Annotated in this window: 18 protein-coding genes; 10 read left to right on the plus strand and 8 right to left on the minus strand. The window is 63.1% G+C overall.

Annotation, left to right across the window (positions count from 1 at the left end; translation table 11 throughout):
* Positions 1-236: 236 nt before the first annotated feature.
* Complete coding sequence (locus CJO11_RS02255) at positions 237-1,448, minus strand: saccharopine dehydrogenase family protein (protein ID WP_095011252.1); 1,212 nt, start codon at positions 1,446-1,448, stop codon at positions 237-239.
* A 67-nt stretch (positions 1,449-1,515) separates the two neighbouring features.
* On the opposite strand from CJO11_RS02255, the gene CJO11_RS02260 reads away from it, so the two are divergent.
* Genes CJO11_RS02260 through CJO11_RS02270 form a run of 3 tightly spaced genes read left to right on the plus strand, consistent with a single transcriptional unit; the run spans position 1,516 to position 3,419 of the window.
* Positions 1,516-2,475 carry a threonine ammonia-lyase gene (locus tag CJO11_RS02260; RefSeq protein ID WP_095011253.1) on the plus strand — a complete coding sequence of 320 codons (960 nt, stop codon included), beginning with the start codon at positions 1,516-1,518 and terminating at the stop codon, positions 2,473-2,475.
* A gap of 39 nt (positions 2,476-2,514) precedes the next feature.
* Positions 2,515-2,988, plus strand: coding sequence for an MAPEG family protein (locus tag CJO11_RS02265; protein WP_338064652.1), 474 nt, complete (start codon positions 2,515-2,517; stop codon positions 2,986-2,988).
* Positions 2,985-3,419, plus strand: a complete 435-nt coding sequence (locus tag CJO11_RS02270; protein WP_205651090.1) for an MAPEG family protein — start codon at positions 2,985-2,987, stop codon at positions 3,417-3,419. The genes CJO11_RS02265 and CJO11_RS02270 overlap by 4 nt, the downstream gene beginning before the upstream one ends.
* Before the next feature lie 10 nt (positions 3,420-3,429).
* Here CJO11_RS02270 and trxB read toward each other — a convergent pair whose 3' ends face one another.
* Complete coding sequence (trxB, locus tag CJO11_RS02275; RefSeq protein ID WP_205651091.1) at positions 3,430-4,407, minus strand: thioredoxin-disulfide reductase; 978 nt, start codon at positions 4,405-4,407, stop codon at positions 3,430-3,432.
* Between the two features lie 146 nt (positions 4,408-4,553).
* Between trxB and CJO11_RS02280 the strand changes: the two genes are divergently transcribed.
* Positions 4,554-5,270, plus strand: coding sequence for a hypothetical protein (locus CJO11_RS02280; protein ID WP_095011254.1), 717 nt, complete (start codon positions 4,554-4,556; stop codon positions 5,268-5,270).
* Positions 5,271-5,274: 4 nt separating this feature from the next.
* Here CJO11_RS02280 and CJO11_RS02285 read toward each other — a convergent pair whose 3' ends face one another.
* From CJO11_RS02285 to CJO11_RS02310, 6 genes are all read right to left on the minus strand, one after another.
* Entirely contained in the window at positions 5,275-6,063 is a 789-nt protein-coding gene (locus CJO11_RS02285) for a tyrosine-protein phosphatase (RefSeq protein WP_095011255.1), read from the minus strand.
* A 59-nt stretch (positions 6,064-6,122) separates the two neighbouring features.
* Positions 6,123-6,737: a retropepsin-like aspartic protease family protein gene (locus tag CJO11_RS02290; RefSeq protein ID WP_240504528.1), complete on the minus strand. Its 615-nt coding sequence runs from the start codon at positions 6,735-6,737 to the stop codon at positions 6,123-6,125.
* 114 nt (positions 6,738-6,851) lie between these two features.
* The gene (gene egtD, locus CJO11_RS02295) at positions 6,852-7,838 is read right to left on the minus strand and encodes an L-histidine N(alpha)-methyltransferase (protein WP_095011257.1); all 987 of its coding nucleotides are present in this window, start codon (positions 7,836-7,838) and stop codon (positions 6,852-6,854) included.
* Complete coding sequence (egtB, locus tag CJO11_RS02300) at positions 7,838-9,073, minus strand: ergothioneine biosynthesis protein EgtB (protein ID WP_095011258.1); 1,236 nt, start codon at positions 9,071-9,073, stop codon at positions 7,838-7,840. The genes egtD and egtB overlap by 1 nt, the downstream gene beginning before the upstream one ends.
* Before the next feature lie 74 nt (positions 9,074-9,147).
* Positions 9,148-10,521 carry a class II 3-deoxy-7-phosphoheptulonate synthase gene (locus CJO11_RS02305; protein WP_095011259.1) on the minus strand — a complete coding sequence of 458 codons (1,374 nt, stop codon included), beginning with the start codon at positions 10,519-10,521 and terminating at the stop codon, positions 9,148-9,150.
* Between the two features lie 129 nt (positions 10,522-10,650).
* Complete coding sequence (locus CJO11_RS02310; RefSeq protein WP_240504529.1) at positions 10,651-13,650, minus strand: M16 family metallopeptidase; 3,000 nt, start codon at positions 13,648-13,650, stop codon at positions 10,651-10,653.
* 86 nt (positions 13,651-13,736) lie between these two features.
* On the opposite strand from CJO11_RS02310, the gene CJO11_RS02315 reads away from it, so the two are divergent.
* From CJO11_RS02315 to CJO11_RS02340, 6 genes are all read left to right on the plus strand, one after another.
* Positions 13,737-14,315 (plus strand): NifU family protein, encoded by a 579-nt coding sequence (locus tag CJO11_RS02315; protein ID WP_095011260.1) that lies wholly within the window; start codon positions 13,737-13,739, stop codon positions 14,313-14,315.
* Positions 14,316-14,384: 69 nt separating this feature from the next.
* Positions 14,385-14,996 carry a tRNA (adenosine(37)-N6)-threonylcarbamoyltransferase complex dimerization subunit type 1 TsaB gene (gene tsaB, locus CJO11_RS02320; RefSeq protein ID WP_095011261.1) on the plus strand — a complete coding sequence of 204 codons (612 nt, stop codon included), beginning with the start codon at positions 14,385-14,387 and terminating at the stop codon, positions 14,994-14,996.
* Complete coding sequence (locus CJO11_RS02325) at positions 14,993-15,448, plus strand: GNAT family N-acetyltransferase (protein ID WP_095011262.1); 456 nt, start codon at positions 14,993-14,995, stop codon at positions 15,446-15,448. The genes tsaB and CJO11_RS02325 overlap by 4 nt, the downstream gene beginning before the upstream one ends.
* 142 nt (positions 15,449-15,590) lie before the next feature.
* On the plus strand, positions 15,591-16,037 hold the full coding sequence (locus CJO11_RS02330; RefSeq protein WP_095011263.1) for a Ros/MucR family transcriptional regulator: 447 nt from the start codon (positions 15,591-15,593) through the stop codon (positions 16,035-16,037).
* Positions 16,038-16,120: 83 nt separating this feature from the next.
* Complete coding sequence (locus tag CJO11_RS02335; RefSeq protein WP_095011264.1) at positions 16,121-16,543, plus strand: Fur family transcriptional regulator; 423 nt, start codon at positions 16,121-16,123, stop codon at positions 16,541-16,543.
* Complete coding sequence (locus CJO11_RS02340) at positions 16,518-17,411, plus strand: lysophospholipid acyltransferase family protein (RefSeq protein WP_240504530.1); 894 nt, start codon at positions 16,518-16,520, stop codon at positions 17,409-17,411. The genes CJO11_RS02335 and CJO11_RS02340 overlap by 26 nt, the downstream gene beginning before the upstream one ends.
* Positions 17,412-17,419: the final 8 nt, after the last annotated feature.

Genomic DNA, 17,419 nt, shown 5'->3' on the forward strand with positions numbered 1-17,419 from the left:
GCCGAACCGGACAACCGGGCCATCGAGTCCCACGCTTGCGACCGTATACATGTGCTCAAAACTACCGACACTGTCTTTGGTAACAAAGAACCATGCATTGGTGTCCATCTTCGATCGGTCACAGGACTTAGGATCGGTCGACCATCTTCCGGAATAACTTGCAGGAATTTGGACCGTTTGACTGACGCAACCCGCCAATTGCAGCACGAGAACAGCGCGACAGATACGAGCCAGCATCAAAACTCGACCGGCCCGTCCAACTCTTCCACCGTCCACGGCAAACCGTGCCGGTTGAGCATGTCCATGAACGGATCGGGATCCATCTGCTCCATGTTGAACACGCCCTTGCCGCTCCAGATGCCCTGCACCATCATCGCGCTGCCGATCATCGCGGGGACGCCGGTGGTGTAGCTGACTGCCTGGTTGCCGGTTTCCTCGTAAGCCGCTTCATGGCTGCAGATATTCTTGATGTAGAACGTTTTCTCGCCGCTTCCGTCGAGCGCCTCACCGGTAGCGATGCAGCCGATATTGGTGTTGCCGTGGGTCGTCTCGCCCAGCGTTTCCGGCTTGGGCAGCACTGCGGCGAGGAACTGGAGCGGGATGATCTCCTTGCCCTGGTAGCGGATCGGTTCGATCGAGGTCATGCCGACGTTCTGCAGCACGGTCAGGTGCTTGATGTACTCGTCGCCGAAGGTCATCCAGAACCGCGCGCGCTCGATCTCGGGATTGAACTTCGCGAGGCTTTCCAGCTCCTCGTGGTACATCATGTACATGTTCTTCGGGCCGACCGCCTCGAAGTCGAACTCGACCCGCTTGGCCATCGCCGGGGTCTCGACGAAGGTGTCGCCTTCCCAGTGCCGTGCTGGCGCGGTGACTTCGCGGATGTTGATTTCCGGGTTGAAGTTGGTCGCGAACGCCTGCCCATGATCGCCGCCGTTGCAGTCGAGGATGTCGAGCGTGCGGATGGTCTTGAGCTTGTGCTTCTTGAGCCACATCGTGAACACGCTGGTCACGCCCGGATCGAAGCCGCTGCCGAGCAGCGCCATCAGCCCGGCATCCTTGAACCGGTCGTGGTAGGCCCACTGCCACTTGTATTCGAACTTCGCCTCGTCCTTCGGCTCGTAATTGGCGGTGTCGAGATAGTTCACGCCGGCGGCCAGGCAGGCGTCCATGATCGGCAGGTCCTGGTACGGCAGCGCGAGGTTGACCACGAGGCTCGGCTCGATCTTGCGGATGAGGTTCGTCATCGCCGGGACTTCCTCGGCGTCGATCTCGTAGGTCGAGATATCCTCGCCCGTCCGCTCCTTCACGCTGGCGGCGATCGCATCGCACTTGCTCTTGGTGCGGCTGGCGAGGTGGATATCTGTGAATATATCCGCGTTCATCGCCATCTTGTGGACGCAGACCGAGCTGACCCCGCCCGCGCCGATTACCAGGACTTTCGACATAGCTACTCCGCAACGAATTCATGTGAAGCCGATTGGCTCTTGCTGGCAAACGCACTAGTCGGGTCGGATGTTGAGCGAAAGCCCCCGTAGCCCCGATCATGCAGGCGTTTTGCGCGCGGCAGAGAAAATTGCCGCGATCCTGCCGCCGACGCCGCTGCTGCCGGTCGAGATCGGTGGGGTCACCTGCCATGTGAAGGCGGAGAACCTGCAGCCGGTCGGCGCGTTCAAGATTCGCGGCGGATGGCATCGGCTGAGCGATCTGACCGACGAGGAAAAGGCACGCGGCGTCGTGGCCGTCTCCAGCGGAAATCACGCGCAGGGCGTCGCGTGGGCGGCGCGTCGGCTCGGGATCAAGGCAACGATCGTGATGCCGCGCGATGCCCCGCAAGTGAAGCTCGATGCGACCCGCGCGCTTGGTACAGAGGTTGTGCTCTACCAGCGCCCCGGCGAGGACCGCGACGAAGTCGCCGCAAAGATCATCGAGCAAAACGGCGCGGTGCTGGTCCATGCATTCAACGATCCGTGGGTGATCGAGGGACAAGGCAGCATGGGCATCGAAATGACGACCCAGCTCGGCCGCGAACCGAGCCGCATCGTCGCCCCGTGCGGCGGCGGGGGCATGGTTTCGGGCCTGTCGCTCGCGTGCCCGTCATCAGCCATAGTGCCGGTCGAGCCGGTCGGGTGGGACATGGTCGGGCAGGCGCTACTGGCAGGCGAAATCGTCCGCGCGGCAGACGATGCTCCGGCGACGATCTGCGACGCGTTGCAGCCTTTGGCGACCGGGCATCTGGTACTTTCGACCCTTGCCGGCAGGTCCGAGCCGGGTGTCGCGGTCACCGACGAAGAGGTCCGCGCCGCGCAGCGGTTTGCATTCTCGCGCCTGCAACTGGTTGTCGAACCGGGTGGCGCGGCGGCCTTGGCGGCAGCGCTCGCGGGCAAAGTCCCGGTGGACAGCGACACAGTCCTCGTCATCAGTGGCGGCAATGCCGATCCGGCGAAGTTTGCGAAGACGATCGCCGGCAATTGAGTTGCGTTTGACAATCGTTCTCTCTGGGCGCAGTTTCCGGTGCAATCACTGGGGGAGGAATTCATGGTGACGCAAATGCTCGCTCCGGCCGCCGTCCTCGTCGCTTGGTCGTTGGTGATGTTGCTCCTGATACCTGTGACGCGTTTTCCCGCGCTCTCCAAGCTAGGCATCAACCTGCGTACCGCCGCACGGGGAGTTCGCGGCAAGGACTCCGAGGAACACCTGCCGCCCAGGGTCAACTGGATTTCCCACAATTACACCCACCTGATGGAGCAGCCGACCATCTTCTATCCGGCGGTGATCATCATCGCGCTATGCGGTGCGTCGGCGGGAGATGTGCTAGCGGCGTGGATCTATGTCGGACTGCGTATAGTCCATTCGTTGTGGCAGGCTTTCGTCAATGTGGTGGCCATTCGCTTCGGCCTGTTCCTGGCCATGACCGGTGCCCTGCTTTACCTCGCCTACCGAGCTGTCACGCTAACACTGTTCGCCAATCCGGGAGCACTCGCATGATCGGCATGGATATTCTCAAGCCCGCCGTCGCGCTGATGGCATGGACGATGGTCATGTGGCTGTGGATGTACGCCACACGGATGCCTGCGATCGCCAAGCTCGAGGGCAACGACGCGCCCGGTGCGGATGTCGGCTGGACAGGCGCCAAGTTGGAAGCGGCATTGCCCCGCGAAGTCCAGTGGAAAGCCCACAACTACAACCACCTGCATGAAGCGCCGACGCTGTTCTACGCGGTCTGCCTGCTGCTTGCGGTGATCGGTCAGGGTAGCGGCCTCAATGCAACGATCGCGTGGGTCTATGTTGGCCTTCGGGTCATCCATTCGATCTGGCAGGCGACCGTCAACAAGGTCATGGTGCGCTTCGGCTTGTTTGCGCTGTCGACAGTCGCGTTGATCGCGCTGATCGTTCACGCCGCGATAGCGGTGTTCTGAACCAGGCCGTTCAGTAGGTGGCTTCGGGCGCCGCTTCGCGGGCAAATTCAGAGGTAGCCAGAAACCGCTCTGCGTCGAGCGCGGCCATGCACCCGGTTCCGGCGGCGGTCACCGCCTGGCGATAGGTATGGTCCATCACATCGCCGCAGGCGAACACACCGGGGATCGCAGTCTTCGGCGTGCCCGGCTCGACCACCAGATAACCACTCGCGTCCATCTCGAGCTTGCCCTTGAATAGCTCTGTTGCCGGGGCATGGCCGATAGCAACAAAAGCACCGTCTGCGGCAAAGTCGCTGCCCTCGCCCGTCACGGTATCCTTCAACGCCAGGTGCGTGAGGCCGCCCGCCAACGGATCGCCTTCGAAGCTTTCCACCACCTTGTTCCAAAGGACGGAGATCTTGGGGTTCTTGAATAGCCTTTCCTGCAGGATGCGTTCGGCCCGCAGTTCGTCGCGCCGGTGGATCAGGGTGACGTCGTCGGAATGATTGGTGAGGTAGAGCGCTTCCTCGACCGCGGTATTGCCGCCGCCGATTACAGCGACCTTCTTGCCGCGATAGAAGAACCCGTCGCACGTCGCACAGGCGGAAACGCCCTTGCCGCCCAGTTCCTGTTCGCCCGGAACCCCGAGCCAACGGGCCTGCGCACCTGTAGCTATCACGAGCGTATCACCTTCGTAGCTATCGCCGCTGTCGCCTGTAGCGCGAAACGGCGATCCGCTTGCGAGATCGATGTCTACGATCGTGTCCCACATCATCCGCGTGCCGACGTGTTCGGCCTGCGCCTGCATTTCCTGCATCAGCCACGGACCCTGGATCACGTCCTTGAAGCCCGGGTAGTTTTCGACGTCAGTGGTGATCGTCAACTGGCCGCCCGGCTGGAGGCCCTGCACTACGATCGGTTCCATCATCGCCCGCGCACCGTAGATCGCGGCAGACAGCCCGGCCGGACCGGAGCCGATGATGAGCATGCGGGTCTTGTGGGTCGCCATAATTCCTCCGTCGTGTCCGCGCCAGATAGGCACCTGTCGCTGCAATTGCGAGTCACCCGGGCAGGTCTTCCCACAAGCATTCCAAATCTACAGTTGCGATTGCAAACCATTCGCATTAGCGGCCCACACGAACGGAGATTCGATTCGTGAAGAAAATGATTGCGGCTGCCGCCTTCGCGGCGGCATGGCCCTCACTCGCCCATGCCGACCCGGGACAAGCGGGCGAAGTGTACGGCGCTACGGTAACTGCCGGACAGACCGAACTCGAAGCGCGCTATGGCGAGCTAGACGGTGGCTCAGCTGACGGCAGATCCAAGCTCAAGCTCGAAGGCGCATACGGCGTCAACGACCGCCTCCGGCTCGGCCTTGTCGGCGAAGTCGAACGCACACCGGGAACCTCGAGCGAATTCACATCACTCGGCTTCGAAGCCATCTATTCCCTCGGGAAAGTCGGCCCGGTCGATATCGCGCTATACGGAGAATACGAGGCCAAGTTCGACGGCGCGGACAAAGTCGAATCGAAGCTGCTTATGCAGCATAAGAGCGGCCCGCTTGATCTGCGCTTCAACCTTATCGCGGAAAAGGAACTCGAAGCGAGCGAACCGGTCGAACTCGAATATGCCGCGTCTGCCGACGTCGAAGCGGTCGGAGAGATCCGGCTCGGAGTGCAGGCCTACGGCCAGCTCGGCGGCTTCAGTCGCTTCCTTCCAAGGGGCGGACATTACGTGGGGCCCGTCGCGAAGATCGAGATCGAAGGGCTCGGACCAGAGACCAGCCTCGGCGTCGGATACCTGTTCGCACTGGGCGCTGCAAAGGACAACGCTGACGGACAATTCCGGCTGACTGCCGAAGTCGAGTTCTAGCGCACTACTCCACCAGCATTGCGCGCAAGCGCTCGACCTTGGCCTTGTCCACATCCAGTTCGGCATTGGCATAGGCTTCGACCGTTCCGTAGCGGTCGAGCAACCCGTTCACCGCGGTTTCGAGATATTCCGGGGCGACTCCCATCACGATGCGCATCCGGCGTTCGTCGACTTCTTCGCCGGTCGCGCGCAACGCCGCGATCGCCGCTTCGATCCGCGCTTCGTTGTTTCCGGCGGTGTTGGTCAACAGGTAGTCCTCCATTGCATCGTCCGGGTGGACCCCGAGCAGGCGGTGGAGGACCCAGACCGCGAGGCCCGTGCGGTCCTTGCCGGCAAAGCAATGGACGAGGCTCGGCGCGTCGCGGGTTGCCAGGATCTCATAGTACTGGCGCAGGACGGTGTTGAGGTTCGGGCGGAACGGAATCGTACTGTAGACCCAGCGCATACGGCGGTGGGCCCCCTCTTCCGGTCCGTCGCCCTTTGCGGCCTCTTCGTGCGGAGCCACGCCCGAAGCGGTCTCTCCGTCAAAGTAAATCACTTCGGCATTGAATTCGGGCGAGCGACGACACGGGTGGTTGTCACGCTCCGAATTGCCGCGCAGGTCGAATACGGTCTCGATGCCTAGTGCGTCGACCTTCGAGAGGTCGGCTTCGGTTGCATCGCGGTGATGACCCGAGCGCCACAGCACTCCGCGCTTCAGCCGTCCGCCGTCGGCTTGGTAGCCGCCGTAGTCGCGAAAGTTATGAATTCCTTCGAGGACGAGAACTCGGTCGTTGGTGGCTGCTTCAGTCATGCCCAGTGCCCTGCCAGCCTGCCGTGTCAGGGGCAAGACACCTGTTTGCCGGCTCGGCATCAATCATCAGAAGCTACATCATCCGACACCGGGTTGCGCGGAACGAGGATCAGCGTGTTGTCCTCCACCCGCCACGAGGCAAGCCGCGAAAGCAGGTTCATCCCGATCACGTTGGTCTCGCCGAGGTTCGGTGCGATCACCGCATCGAGCCCGTTGGCCGCGACATTGCCAAACTGGAGCCGGTCGATCGTCGCCAGCTTGGCGGTGACGGTGCCGTTGGCTGTTTCGACCCTTACCGGCAGGCTCCCTGCTCGAGGATGGATGCCCGCATGGCCCGCAACCGGCTCCGAAACGGCGGTCAAAGTTGCACCGGTGTCGATCAGGAACGGGGCGGTCACCCCGTTGATCGTCGCTCGGACCCAGAAATGCCCGTCGGGCGCCATCGGCACGCGCGTCTCCCCGCCTTTCACGATCTGCTGCGGCAGTCCGAGTTCGGGCACTGCAACGTCAAGCCGCGGATCAAATCGCGCGACCTGCAGCACGACCACAACGAGGATACCCGCCAAAGCGAACGAACTCAGATTGTTGATCGCCCGCCCGAGGGGCACACCACGCCGGGCGAAGAACCCGCCGAGCATGCTGCCGCCGATCGCTGCCAGGGTAGCAATCAGCAAGCCCGACCGCGGCACTGCCAGGATGACCTGTGAAAACGCAATCCAGAGGGCATGAAGGTCCATCGGGAATGACGTTACACCGAAGCCGGTTGCTGCGCCATGACTGGCGAATGCCTAAGGCGCGCTGCGCGGGATCGTCGCGTCGGCGAGGATAAGCGAAAATCGCTCATCACTGTCGGTCCATCGCGCGAACGGCGTCCAGCCACCCGCCAGCAGGATCGCGTTGGCGCTGCGGCGGGAGAACTTGTGGCTGTTTTCGGTGTGGATGCTCTCGCCCTGTGCAAGACCAAACGCGCGGCCTGCGACCGTGAAATGAACTGCTTCGCTCGAGACCAGGTGCATCTCGATCCGCGCGAATTCGTCGTTCCAACGCGCTTCGTGGCGTAGTTTGTCGACCGGGATCGTCCCGCCCAGTTCGCGATTTATCCGCCGCGCGAGGTTGAGGTTGAATTCAGCCGTCACCCCTGCCGCGTCGTCGTAGGCCGCTTCGAGCACTGCCACGTCCTTGATCAGGTCCATTCCGATCAGCAACCTGCTGCCTTCGCCCAAAGTTGCGCGCATCGTCCGCAGCAGGTCGACCGCCGTGCGTGCGACCATGTTGCCGATCGTCGAACCCGGAAAAAACCCGAGCTTGGGCAACCCGGACACCTCTGCAGGAAGCTCCACCTCGCGCATGAAATCCGCTTCCACCGGATAGACAGGCAGGCCGGGGAACTTCGCGGCGAGGTCTTGGGCCGCAGCGCGCAGGAAATCGCCCGATATGTCGAGCGGCACATAGGCTGCCGGATCAATCGCAGAGAGCAGCAGCGGCGTCTTGACCGAACTACCCGAACCGAATTCGACCACCGCCCTGCCAGGCCCGATCAGCCTGGCGAACTCTGCCCCCTTACCCGCAAGGATCTCACGTTCGGCACGGGTCGGATAGTATTCGGGCAGATGCGTGATGTCTTCGAACAGCCGCGAACCTGCATCATCGTAAAGCCAGCGCGCCGGAATCGCCTTTTGCACTTGCGACAAGCCCGCCAGCACATCGGCGCGAAAGGCCGTCGCAACCCCATCCTCGTCGAGCTCGACGAGGCTCAGACCTTTGCCTGCTGCCATCAGAGATCCCTTGCGAGCCGCAACCCGGTGAATTGCCAGCGCTGGTGCGGATGGAAGAAATTGCGGTAACTGGCGCGCGAATGTCCGCGCACTGTCGCACAGCTTGCGCCCCTCAGCACGACCTGCCCGGACATGAACTTGCCGTTGTATTCGCCAACTGCCCCCTCCGGCGGCGCATAGCGCGGATACGGGAGATAGGCCGAGCGGGTGAATTGCCAGCAATCGCCGAACAATTCGCTCCCGCCCGATGGTGCGGGCGGACCCGCAGTGTCGAGCTGGTTGCCACCGCTTGCGTCGAAGTTCTGCGCCACGGCTTCCCATTCGAATTCGGTCGGCAAACGGTTACCGCTCCAGCTTGCGAATGCATCGGCTTCGTAAAACGAGACATGGGCGACCGGGGCATCGGGATTGCGCGATTGCCAACCTGCGAGCGTAAAGTGCTCGTCGCCTTGCCAATACAGCGGCGTCTCGATCGCATTCGCAGTGACCCACGCCCAACCGTCGGACAACCACAGCGCAGCGTTGCGATAACTGCCGTCGTCGATGAATTCCTGCCACTCGCGGTTGGTCACCAACCGGTCCGCCAGCGCGAACGGCTCGAGCAGGACACGATGTTGCGGCCCTTCGTTGTCGAACGCAAAACCTGTGCCATCGTGACCGACGAGGGCGATTCCGCCCGGATGCTCGTACCAACCCATCGCACCCGCCGCCGACGCTGTTTGCGGAGCGCCTGTCCACATCGCCGGACCCAGCGGGCTCTGGAACAGCGCGTGCTTGATGTCGGTCAGCAACAATTCCTGGTGCTGCTGCTCGTGCGCGATGCCAAGTTCGATCAGCGGTCCGAGAGCGGGATCGTCGAGCAGCGGCTCCATCGCAGCGGTCACGTGCGCCCGCCATTCGAGGATTTCCTGAACGGAAGGCCGCGAGAGCATCCCGCGTCGATCGCGGGCGATCCGCGCGCCTTCGGCCTCGTAGTAGGAGTTAAACAGGAACGGCCAATCGTCGTTCCACAAGGCGTAGCCGCGCGCATAGTCGCGCAACAGGAAAGTCTCCCAGAACCACGTGGTGTGCGCCAGGTGCCATTTGGTGGGCGAGGCATCTTCCATCGACTGGATTGTCGCGTCGGCCTCGCTCAACGGCGCAGCCAGCGCCTCGGTCAGGGCGCGGGTTGCGGCAAATCGCTCGGCAAGCGCGCCACCGGCCCCGGCGGCGTTATGGGCAGGACGTCCTCCCATGCCTAGACAATGTAGTCACGCGGCCGAAGTTCCGCAAATGGCGGAGGGAATCAGTCGCTCGCGCGTCGCAAAGCTCAGGCGGCGTCGGCCTGCCGATCGCTGGCTTCGAGGTTGAGCATCTCCGCCAGCAGGAACGCCAGCTCAAGCGACTGCGCGGCGTTGAGGCGCGGATCGCAATGCGTGTGATAGCGGTCTGCCAGCGCAGCGTCGGTAATCGCCACCGCTCCGCCGACACACTCGGTCACGTCCTGCCCGGTCATCTCGATATGGATGCCGCCCGCGTGAGTGCCCTCGGCGCGATGGACTGCAAAGAACCCACGCACTTCGGCCAGGATACGGTCGAACGGGCGGGTCTTGAAACCGCTGTCTGACTTGATGACGTTGCCGTGCATCGGGTCGCAGCTCCACACTACCGGGTGGCCTTCCTGCTTCACCGCCCGCACGAGCCGCGGCAGGCCGGCCTCGACCTTGTCGTGCCCGAACCGGCTGATCAGCGTGATGCGACCCGGCTCCCGTGCCGGATTGAGCGTATCGAGCAAGCGCAGCAGGTCATCGGTTTCGAGGCTCGGGCCGCACTTCATGCCCAGCGGATTGCCGATCCCGCGCGCGAATTCGACATGCGCACTACCCGGAAAGCGCGTGCGATCGCCGATCCATACCATGTGCGCCGAACAATCATACCAATCGCCGGTCAGCGAATCGCGCCGGGTTAACGCCTGCTCGTAAGGCAGCAGCAGCGCCTCGTGGCTGGTGTAGAAGCTGGTCCGCTCAAGCTGCGGCAGCGTCTGCGGGTTGACCCCGCAGGCCTCCATGAAATCGAGCGCCTCGCCGATCCGGTCTGCCATTTCGCCGAACTTGTCGGCCCACGGGCTGCGGCCCATGAATTCGAGCGTCCACTGGTGAACCTGGCGCAGGTTGGCGTAACCGCCACCGGCAAATGCCCGCAGCAGGTTGAGAGTCGCGGCAGCCTGCGAATAGGCGCGCACCATCCGCTGCGGATCGTTGCGGCGCGTTTCGGGATCGAACTCGATCCCGTTGACGTTGTCACCGAAGTAGCTCGGCAGCGTTACGTCGCCCTGCGTTTCGGTGTCCGAACTGCGCGGCTTGGCGAACTGGCCCGCCATCCGGCCGACCTTCACCACTGGGCGCTTGCTCGCGAAGGTGAGCACAACTGCCATCTGGAGAAGCACTCGGAAAGTGTCGCGGATGTTGTTCGGATGGAATTCCGCGAAGCTTTCCGCGCAATCGCCGCCTTGCAGCAGGAACGCCCGGCCCTGCGCCACTTCGGCAAGGTCCGCTTTCAACGCACGCGCTTCCCCGGCGAACACCAGCGGCGGATATGCCGAAAGCGTCGCTTCGGCTTCGGCCAATGCAGCCGCATCCTCGTAAGCAGGCAAGTGACGCGCTTCGTGCGACTGCCAGCTGTCGGGTTTCCAATCCTGTGCCACTGTATTCAGTTCCGGTCGTGCAATTGTGAACAAGTAAACGGACGCGCGCCTTTACGCGCCCTGCCACCAGAACGCAAAGCCCCTCTACGGGCAAGAGCGATAATCTTGAGCGCGGACTAGCCGGGCTAATCAGCGCGAAGCTGCCGCTTCCTTGGCGATGTCGGCAGCAGGAACCTTGGTCGCCAGCCTTTGGCCGTCGGGGATGATTGCCATCCGCCAACCCGGGCGGGCACCGAAATACTTCTTGGCCAGCGCCTGCATCGCTGCGGGCGTAGTGCGCGAATAGTCCCTGAGCAGCGACCGTAGCATCGCAACCCTTTGCGGATCGGTGCTCGCGCCTTCGAGTTGCCACAGCCAGAATGTGTTGCCTGTCGAAGCGCGAGTGATCATCTGCTTGAGCGGTTCAGTCACGCGTTCAAGCTCGGCGGCCGTCGGCGGGGTGGCCTGCAGGTCGTGCACGATCTTGTCGGCTGCGGCGAAGAACGCCGGGACGTCCGCCGGTTTGAGCTGCCCCAGCGCAGTGATCGTGCCGCCCGAATCGAGGTCCTCGGGCCAGTCCGACACGACTTGCGGCGAGTAGCTCGCCCCGGTGCGCTCGCGCATTTCCTCGAGCAGGCGGTTGTTGAACAGGTTGACGAGGATTTGCAGCTGGCGGGATTCGGGAAGTCCTGCAACACCGCCTGCAGTCGGCCAGGCAATCACGGCGGCGGCCTGGTCGGCGTCACCATTGTGATGAAGCACGACCGTCGGCTCGCCCGCCGGCGGGAACTGTTCGGTCCGCGCCAGCGCCGCAGCGGGGATCGGCTCGCGCGGAGGCAAGGCGCCGAACGTTTTCGCCAAGGCGTCTATAGTCTTGGCTTCATCGAATTCGCCGAAGACAAGAACCTCGACAGGGCCCTGCTTGAGTAACGGTGCCCAGGTCGCCTTGAAGCCCTCGGGGGTTGCCGCATCGAGCTCAGCGGGAGTCGGGGTCTTGAACCTCGGGTCCTTGTTGCGCTCGTAATAGGTGAGGTCCCGCGTCAGGACGCCTTCGGGGCTGGTCGAATAGGACTCGTAGGCGAGCTTGTCGGCGGCGATCGCGCGCCGGACCGGGTTGGCATCCCAGCGCGGGTTCGCGAGTTTGGCCGCGAACAGGTAGAGCTGGTCGGCGAGGTCCTGCTGGCGGGTCTGCGCGCTGAAGTCGAAAACTGCATCGTCGATATCGAAATCGAAGCCCATCTTGCGGCCAGTGCTGATCCGGTCGAGATCCTCGATATCGAGCGGTCCGACACCCGACGGCACGAGCGCCTTCTCGCCAATCGAAGCGTACACCGCGTCCTTGGCATCGAACCCGCGATATCCCGATCCGAACCGCACCTTCACCGCGACCCGTCCCGGTTCGGCACCGTTCGACCACAGCAGCGCGTGAACGCCGTTGGAAAAAGTCACCTTCTTGATGTCGAGCACACCGATTGGAACGTCCGACACGACCGTTCCGGGCGGGCCAACCGGCGGCAGGTCCGCAAAGGTGAGCGACTTGGCCGAAACGCGCGAACTGGCGTCGGCCTTGACCGGCTGCTCCAGCGCCGCGCGCAATTCCGCCGCGGTTGCCTCACCCGCTGTCGGGGTCACATAAATGGCGCGCACGACGTTGCCCTTGAACAGCTCGCGGGTGTGCTCGAGTACGTTCTGCGGGGTCAGCTGGTCCTTCATCGAGCGGAAAACCTGCAGCACCGTCTGCGGCGATGCGACTGTCTCGCGAATATCGACCGCCTGCACCAGGTCGTCGGCCAGCTTCGATCCGGCCTGCACTGCGCTCTGTTCGACCTGGCTCTGGAATGCCACGTCGAGCTCGGCGGCTTCGCGATCGATTTCCGCCTGGGTCGGCGGCTGGTCGATTGCATCGGCAATGACCCCGCGCACATCGAGCAAGGCCGACTTCCAGTCTGTGGTCAGCGGAGCAAAGGTGACGAACGTCGCATCGGCCGAGCGGCTCGGTTTGTCTTCCTGGACTTGCGCATAAAGGTACGAACCCCCGGTGCGCGCCCGCGCCTCGAGCCGCCGGTTGATGATCGCCTGTGCCACTGCATCGAGCAACAGGCCCTGGTTGTATTTGATGTTGTCGTGCACCTGGTGCCACGGGCGAAGCACCGCGTAGGTCATGTTGCGCGGCAGGTCCGGCTCGACCAGCACGCGCGTTTCGCCGACCGGTCGCTCCGGATTTACCCCGGGCGGCGCGGTCGGAACACCGAAACTCGGTGCGGGAACATGCGGGCCCTTGCCCTGCCATCCGCCGAACCACTTTTCGACCAGCCCTGCGAGCTCGTCCGGGTCTGCATCGCCGGCAACTGCGATCATGGTGTTCTCGGGCCGGTACCAGCGATCGTGAAACGCGCGGACCGTGGCCGGTGTCGCCGCATTGAGCGTCGCTTCGGTCCCGATCGGCAGCCGGTTGGCGAGCGGCTGGCCGTGGAACAGCGTTTCGCGGGTCGCTTGCGAGACCCGCTCCGATTGCGATCCGCGCTCACGCTTTTCAGCCAGCACGATCGGCAAGTCTTCGCTGAGCCCCTTGGCCGAGAGCGTCGGTGCCTCGATCATGCCCGAAAGCAGCTTGAACACCTGGTCGAGCTTGGCCTCGTCGGCATTTGGCAGATCGAGCTGGAACACCGTTTCGGTCGGCGTGGTCTGCGCGTTGGTATCGGTGCCGAAAGTCGCGCCGAGCCGCTGGAAGGTTGGGATCGCTTCGCCGTCGCCGAGATACTTCGACTGGCGGAAGGTCATATGTTCGAGCAAGTGTGCAAAGCCCTGCTCGGCATCGGTCTCGTAGAGCGAACCCGCGTCGATCCGCACCCGGATCGAGACCTGCCCAGGTGGCACCCCGTTGTGCCGCACGGCATACCTGAGGCCATTGGGCATTTCCCCGAACACCCACTGTTTGTCGTGCGGGATATCGCTGCCGACATAGAGCCATGGGGTCTTGTCGCCGGTCTGGAGATACTTCGGCGCCGGCACATCTGCGCTCGCAGCAGTGGCCGGCTTGGTATTGTCCTGTGCCGGAAGCGGCGCGGACAGCAGTGCGATGGGAAGGAGCAGCGCGAGGGGCCGGGCGGCGCGCGGGAGGAATGGCATGGCGAACGTATAGAACCCCATTGGGTGAAGGGATAGTGAATAGCTGGCGGCAATCACCCGTCGTGCTGGCCCTTGCTGCACGGCGTTTGCGTCCCTAAATCCACCGCATGTTCATCGAGACCCAACCAACGCCGAATCCGGCCTCGCTCAAGTTCCTCCCCGGCCGACAGGTCATGCCGAGTGGTACGCGGGAGTTTTCCACCCCCGAATCCGCCGAGGCGAGCCCCTTGGCGGAAGCGCTGTTCGGTACTGGTGAAGTCGTGAACGTGTTCTTCGGCAGCGATTTCGTGGCGGTCACCGCCGCCCCCGGGGTCGACTGGAGCCAGCTGAAACCGCAAGTCGTCGCTGTCCTGCTCGATCATTTCGTCTCCGAAGCGCCGTTGTTCGTCGGCGGAGATGCCAGCGGGATCGCGGTGCCCGGCGAGAGCGACATGGTGGTCGAGGAAGACCCCGCCGATGCGGACATCGTCGCACAGATCAACGAGCTGCTGGAAACGCGCGTGCGCCCGGCTGTAGCCGGCGACGGCGGCGACATCGTCTATCGCGGTTTCCGCGACGGTGTGGTGCACCTGCAGATGCAAGGCGCGTGCTCGGGCTGCCCCAGCTCGACCGCAACGCTCAAGCAAGGCATCGAAGGGTTGCTCAAGCACTACGTACCTGAAGTGACCGAAGTCCGCGCAGCATAACCCGCGCAGCCGCACCGCCGCGATCATCCGGCTTGAAACGCGGCGCTTCGCGGGGCATCGCCCGAACCGATGCGAACACTGGCAATCGAGACAGCGACCGAGGCGTGTTCGGTGGCGTTATTCGACGGGAGCGATCTCCTCGATGCACGCCACCGCGTTCTGGGGCGGGGCCATGCCGAGCAGCTCGTGCCGATGATTGCGGAGCTGCCCGAACGCGGGCGCGCGGAACGGATCATCGTCTCGCGCGGTCCGGGCAGCTTCACGGGAGTGCGCATCGGGATCGCCGCAGCGCGCGCACTCGGCATCGCCTGGCAAGCCAAAGTGCTCGGGTACCCTACCCTCGCGCTGGTCGCGGCAATGGCGCGCAACAGCCATCCCGGTCCGGTAACCGTGTGCATGGCCGGCGGGCACGGCGAATGGCTCGTGCAGGATTTCAATGCCGAGGGATCGCCCGAAGGAAGCTTTCGTTCGGCAAATCCCGCCGAAGTGACGAAGGCCGCCCACCATCCGGTCATCGCCGGGAGCAAGGCCGCCGAAATGGCAGAACTTGTCGGGAGTGAGCAGATCGCGCTCGATATCCTGCCCGACGCCCGCTCCGCTTTCGCGGTGCCCGAAGCGCTACTGGCGCCTGATGTTTCGCCGATCTACGGCCGCGCGCCCGACGCCCGCCTGCCGATATGAAAGACGATCTCGACCGGATCATGGAGGTGATGAGCGCGGCGTTCGACCCGCACTGGGGCGAGGCATGGACGCGCCGGCAAGTCGGCGACTCACTTGCATTTCCCAACACCCACTACCGCTTGGTCGGCCCTTCGGGAGGTCCACCGCAGGAAGAGGGTCTGGCAGCCGGATTCACGCTCGTGAAGTCTGCACCCGGCGAGGAAGAGCTGCTGCTGATCGCGGTCGATCCGGCCTATCGCAATCGTGGGCTTGGCCGGCAATTGCTCGAACGCGCCGCCAGCGACGCGAGCGAACGCGGGGCTGAGAAGATCTTTCTCGAAATGCGCGAGAACAACCCCGCAATCGAGCTTTATCGCGCGTTCGGGTTTGTGCCGATCGGACGGCGCAGTAATTATTACCGTCTTTCAGATGGTTCACGAATTGATGCCGTTACCTTTTCTCTCGATCTCTAAATCCTAGATTGTGCAAAAAAGTGCGAATTCGTTTAAAGCGGTCCGATACTACTTGTATCGACCAAGAACTTGACGCACTGTCGGCAACGCGGGGATGACGATCACGCTCCCTCGTATAAATCTCGATCGCAAAGGGATACTAATGGAGAACCTCGAAACCGACGTAGCCGAAATGTTGATTACGCTCACTTCGGACATCGTCGCCGCCCATGTCAGCAACAACAACGTATCGGTCGATGAAGTGCCGGCTCTGATCACTTCGGTGTACCAGGCGCTTGCCAGCCTCGACGGGCCTGCCCCGGCTGAAGAGCAGCTCCCCGAGCCAGCGGTATCGATCCGCGCTTCGGTGAAAAAGGATCACATCATCTGCCTTGAAGACGGCAAGAAGATGAAGATGCTCAAACGGCACCTGATGACCGAACACGGCATGACGCCTGACGAATATCGCGCGCGTTGGGGCCTCGGAGCCGACTATCCGATGGTCGCGCCAGATTATGCCGAAACCCGCCGCACTCTCGCCAAGAAGATCGGCCTGGGTCGCAAGCCGGGCCAGAAGCGCGGACGGCGCAAGAAGGCCGCAACGGCTTAACTGCGAATCGTTCGCTATTGGCTTGAGATAGCTGCCCCGTCCCGATAAGGTTCGGGGCAGTTTCTCATTTTCGGCAGGACAAATTGCACCAGACGATCGACCTCGAAGCACTGTGCAGCGAACGCGGCCTGCGGATCACTGACCAACGCAGGGTGATCGCTCGGGTCCTGTCCGAGAGCGAGGATCATCCCGATGTCGAACTGCTGCACCAGCGCGCTGCCGCGATCGATCCGAAGATCTCGATCGCCACTGTCTATCGTACCGTGCGCTTGTTCGAGGAGGCGGGGATTCTCGACCGCCACGATTTCGGCGACGGGCGCGCGCGCTACGAAGCTGCGCCCGAAGCACATCACGACCACCTGATCGACGTGGAAACCGGCAAGGTGGTGGAGTTCGTCGACCCTGAACTCGAAGCGCTGCAAAAGCAGATAGCCGAAAAGCTCGGTTACCGGCTCGTCGATCACCGGATGGAACTCTACGGTGTCCGGATCGACCGCGACGACTGACGCCGACGCCTGGCGCGAAGCTGCCGCCCGGGGCGAATCGACACCTGTTTCCCCGATCGGCTGGGTCCGGTTCGCGATACGCTTCGCGGCGCTTGTCTTGCTGCTGGCCGTGATGGTCCCGCTGCACTACGCGTGGCGCACGATCGCCTATGGCTCTCCGTTCCCGATGCTGTTCCTGCGCTGGACCGCGCGGATCATCGGTGCCCGCGTAAAGACCATCGGCACCCCGCTCAAACGCGACGTGTTCTTCATTTCGAACCATGTCTCTTGGGTCGATATTCTTGCGCTCGCCGGGGCGAGCGGAACAGCCTTTGTCGCCAAGCAGGAACTGAGCGAAGTCCCGGTGATAGGCTGGTTGTGCAAGCTCAATCGCACGGTATTCGTCAAACGCGAGAACCGGATGAACGTCGCCGACCAGATCAACGACCTGCGCGAGGCGCTGGCGGACAACTGGTCGGTCACGATCTTTCCCGAAGGCACCACCACCGACGGACAGAGCCTCCTGCCGTTCAAGACCAGCATGATGAGCGTGCTCGAACCGCCGCCAGACGGGGTGCTGGTCCAGCCCGTGATGCTCGATTACGGCGAATTCGGCGAATGGATCGGCTGGGTCGGTGATGAAAGCGGGATCAACAATGCCAAGCGTGTATTCGCGCGCAAGGGCACCTTTCAATTGTGCATCCACTTCCTCGAACCGTTCAGCCCGGTCGAATTCTGCGGGCGCAAGGCAATCGGCGCCCGCTCTCGCTCGGAGATCGAGGCGGCGCTGCTGGCCGCGCTCGGCAAGCCGTTGCGCGAGTTCAAGCATGACGTAGCACCGGTCCGCTACAACGCGCCCAAGCAAGGCGATCTTCCGCCTTTGGAATAACGCCCCTT

The organism is Tsuneonella mangrovi (assembly GCF_002269345.1).
GTDB classification, from domain to species: domain Bacteria; phylum Pseudomonadota; class Alphaproteobacteria; order Sphingomonadales; family Sphingomonadaceae; genus Tsuneonella; species Tsuneonella mangrovi.

What these genes read in the sequence shown, in the direction of transcription:
- CJO11_RS02255 (WP_095011252.1), bottom strand. Translation starts at nt 1,448, where the DNA reads ATGTCGAAAGTCCTGGTAATCGGCGCGGGCGGGGTCAGCTCGGTCTGC.
- CJO11_RS02260 (WP_095011253.1), top strand. Translation starts at nt 1,516, where the DNA reads ATGTTGAGCGAAAGCCCCCGTAGCCCCGATCATGCAGGCGTTTTGCGC.
- CJO11_RS02270 (WP_205651090.1), top strand. Translation starts at nt 2,985, where the DNA reads ATGATCGGCATGGATATTCTCAAGCCCGCCGTCGCGCTGATGGCATGG.
- trxB (WP_205651091.1), bottom strand. Translation starts at nt 4,407, where the DNA reads ATGGCGACCCACAAGACCCGCATGCTCATCATCGGCTCCGGTCCGGCC.
- CJO11_RS02285 (WP_095011255.1), bottom strand. Translation starts at nt 6,063, where the DNA reads ATGACTGAAGCAGCCACCAACGACCGAGTTCTCGTCCTCGAAGGAATT.
- egtD (WP_095011257.1), bottom strand. Translation starts at nt 7,838, where the DNA reads ATGGCAGCAGGCAAAGGTCTGAGCCTCGTCGAGCTCGACGAGGATGGG.
- egtB (WP_095011258.1), bottom strand. Translation starts at nt 9,073, where the DNA reads ATGGGAGGACGTCCTGCCCATAACGCCGCCGGGGCCGGTGGCGCGCTT.
- CJO11_RS02310 (WP_240504529.1), bottom strand. Translation starts at nt 13,650, where the DNA reads ATGGGGTTCTATACGTTCGCCATGCCATTCCTCCCGCGCGCCGCCCGG.
- CJO11_RS02315 (WP_095011260.1), top strand. Translation starts at nt 13,737, where the DNA reads ATGTTCATCGAGACCCAACCAACGCCGAATCCGGCCTCGCTCAAGTTC.
- tsaB (WP_095011261.1), top strand. Translation starts at nt 14,385, where the DNA reads ATGCGAACACTGGCAATCGAGACAGCGACCGAGGCGTGTTCGGTGGCG.
- CJO11_RS02325 (WP_095011262.1), top strand. Translation starts at nt 14,993, where the DNA reads ATGAAAGACGATCTCGACCGGATCATGGAGGTGATGAGCGCGGCGTTC.
- CJO11_RS02330 (WP_095011263.1), top strand. Translation starts at nt 15,591, where the DNA reads ATGGAGAACCTCGAAACCGACGTAGCCGAAATGTTGATTACGCTCACT.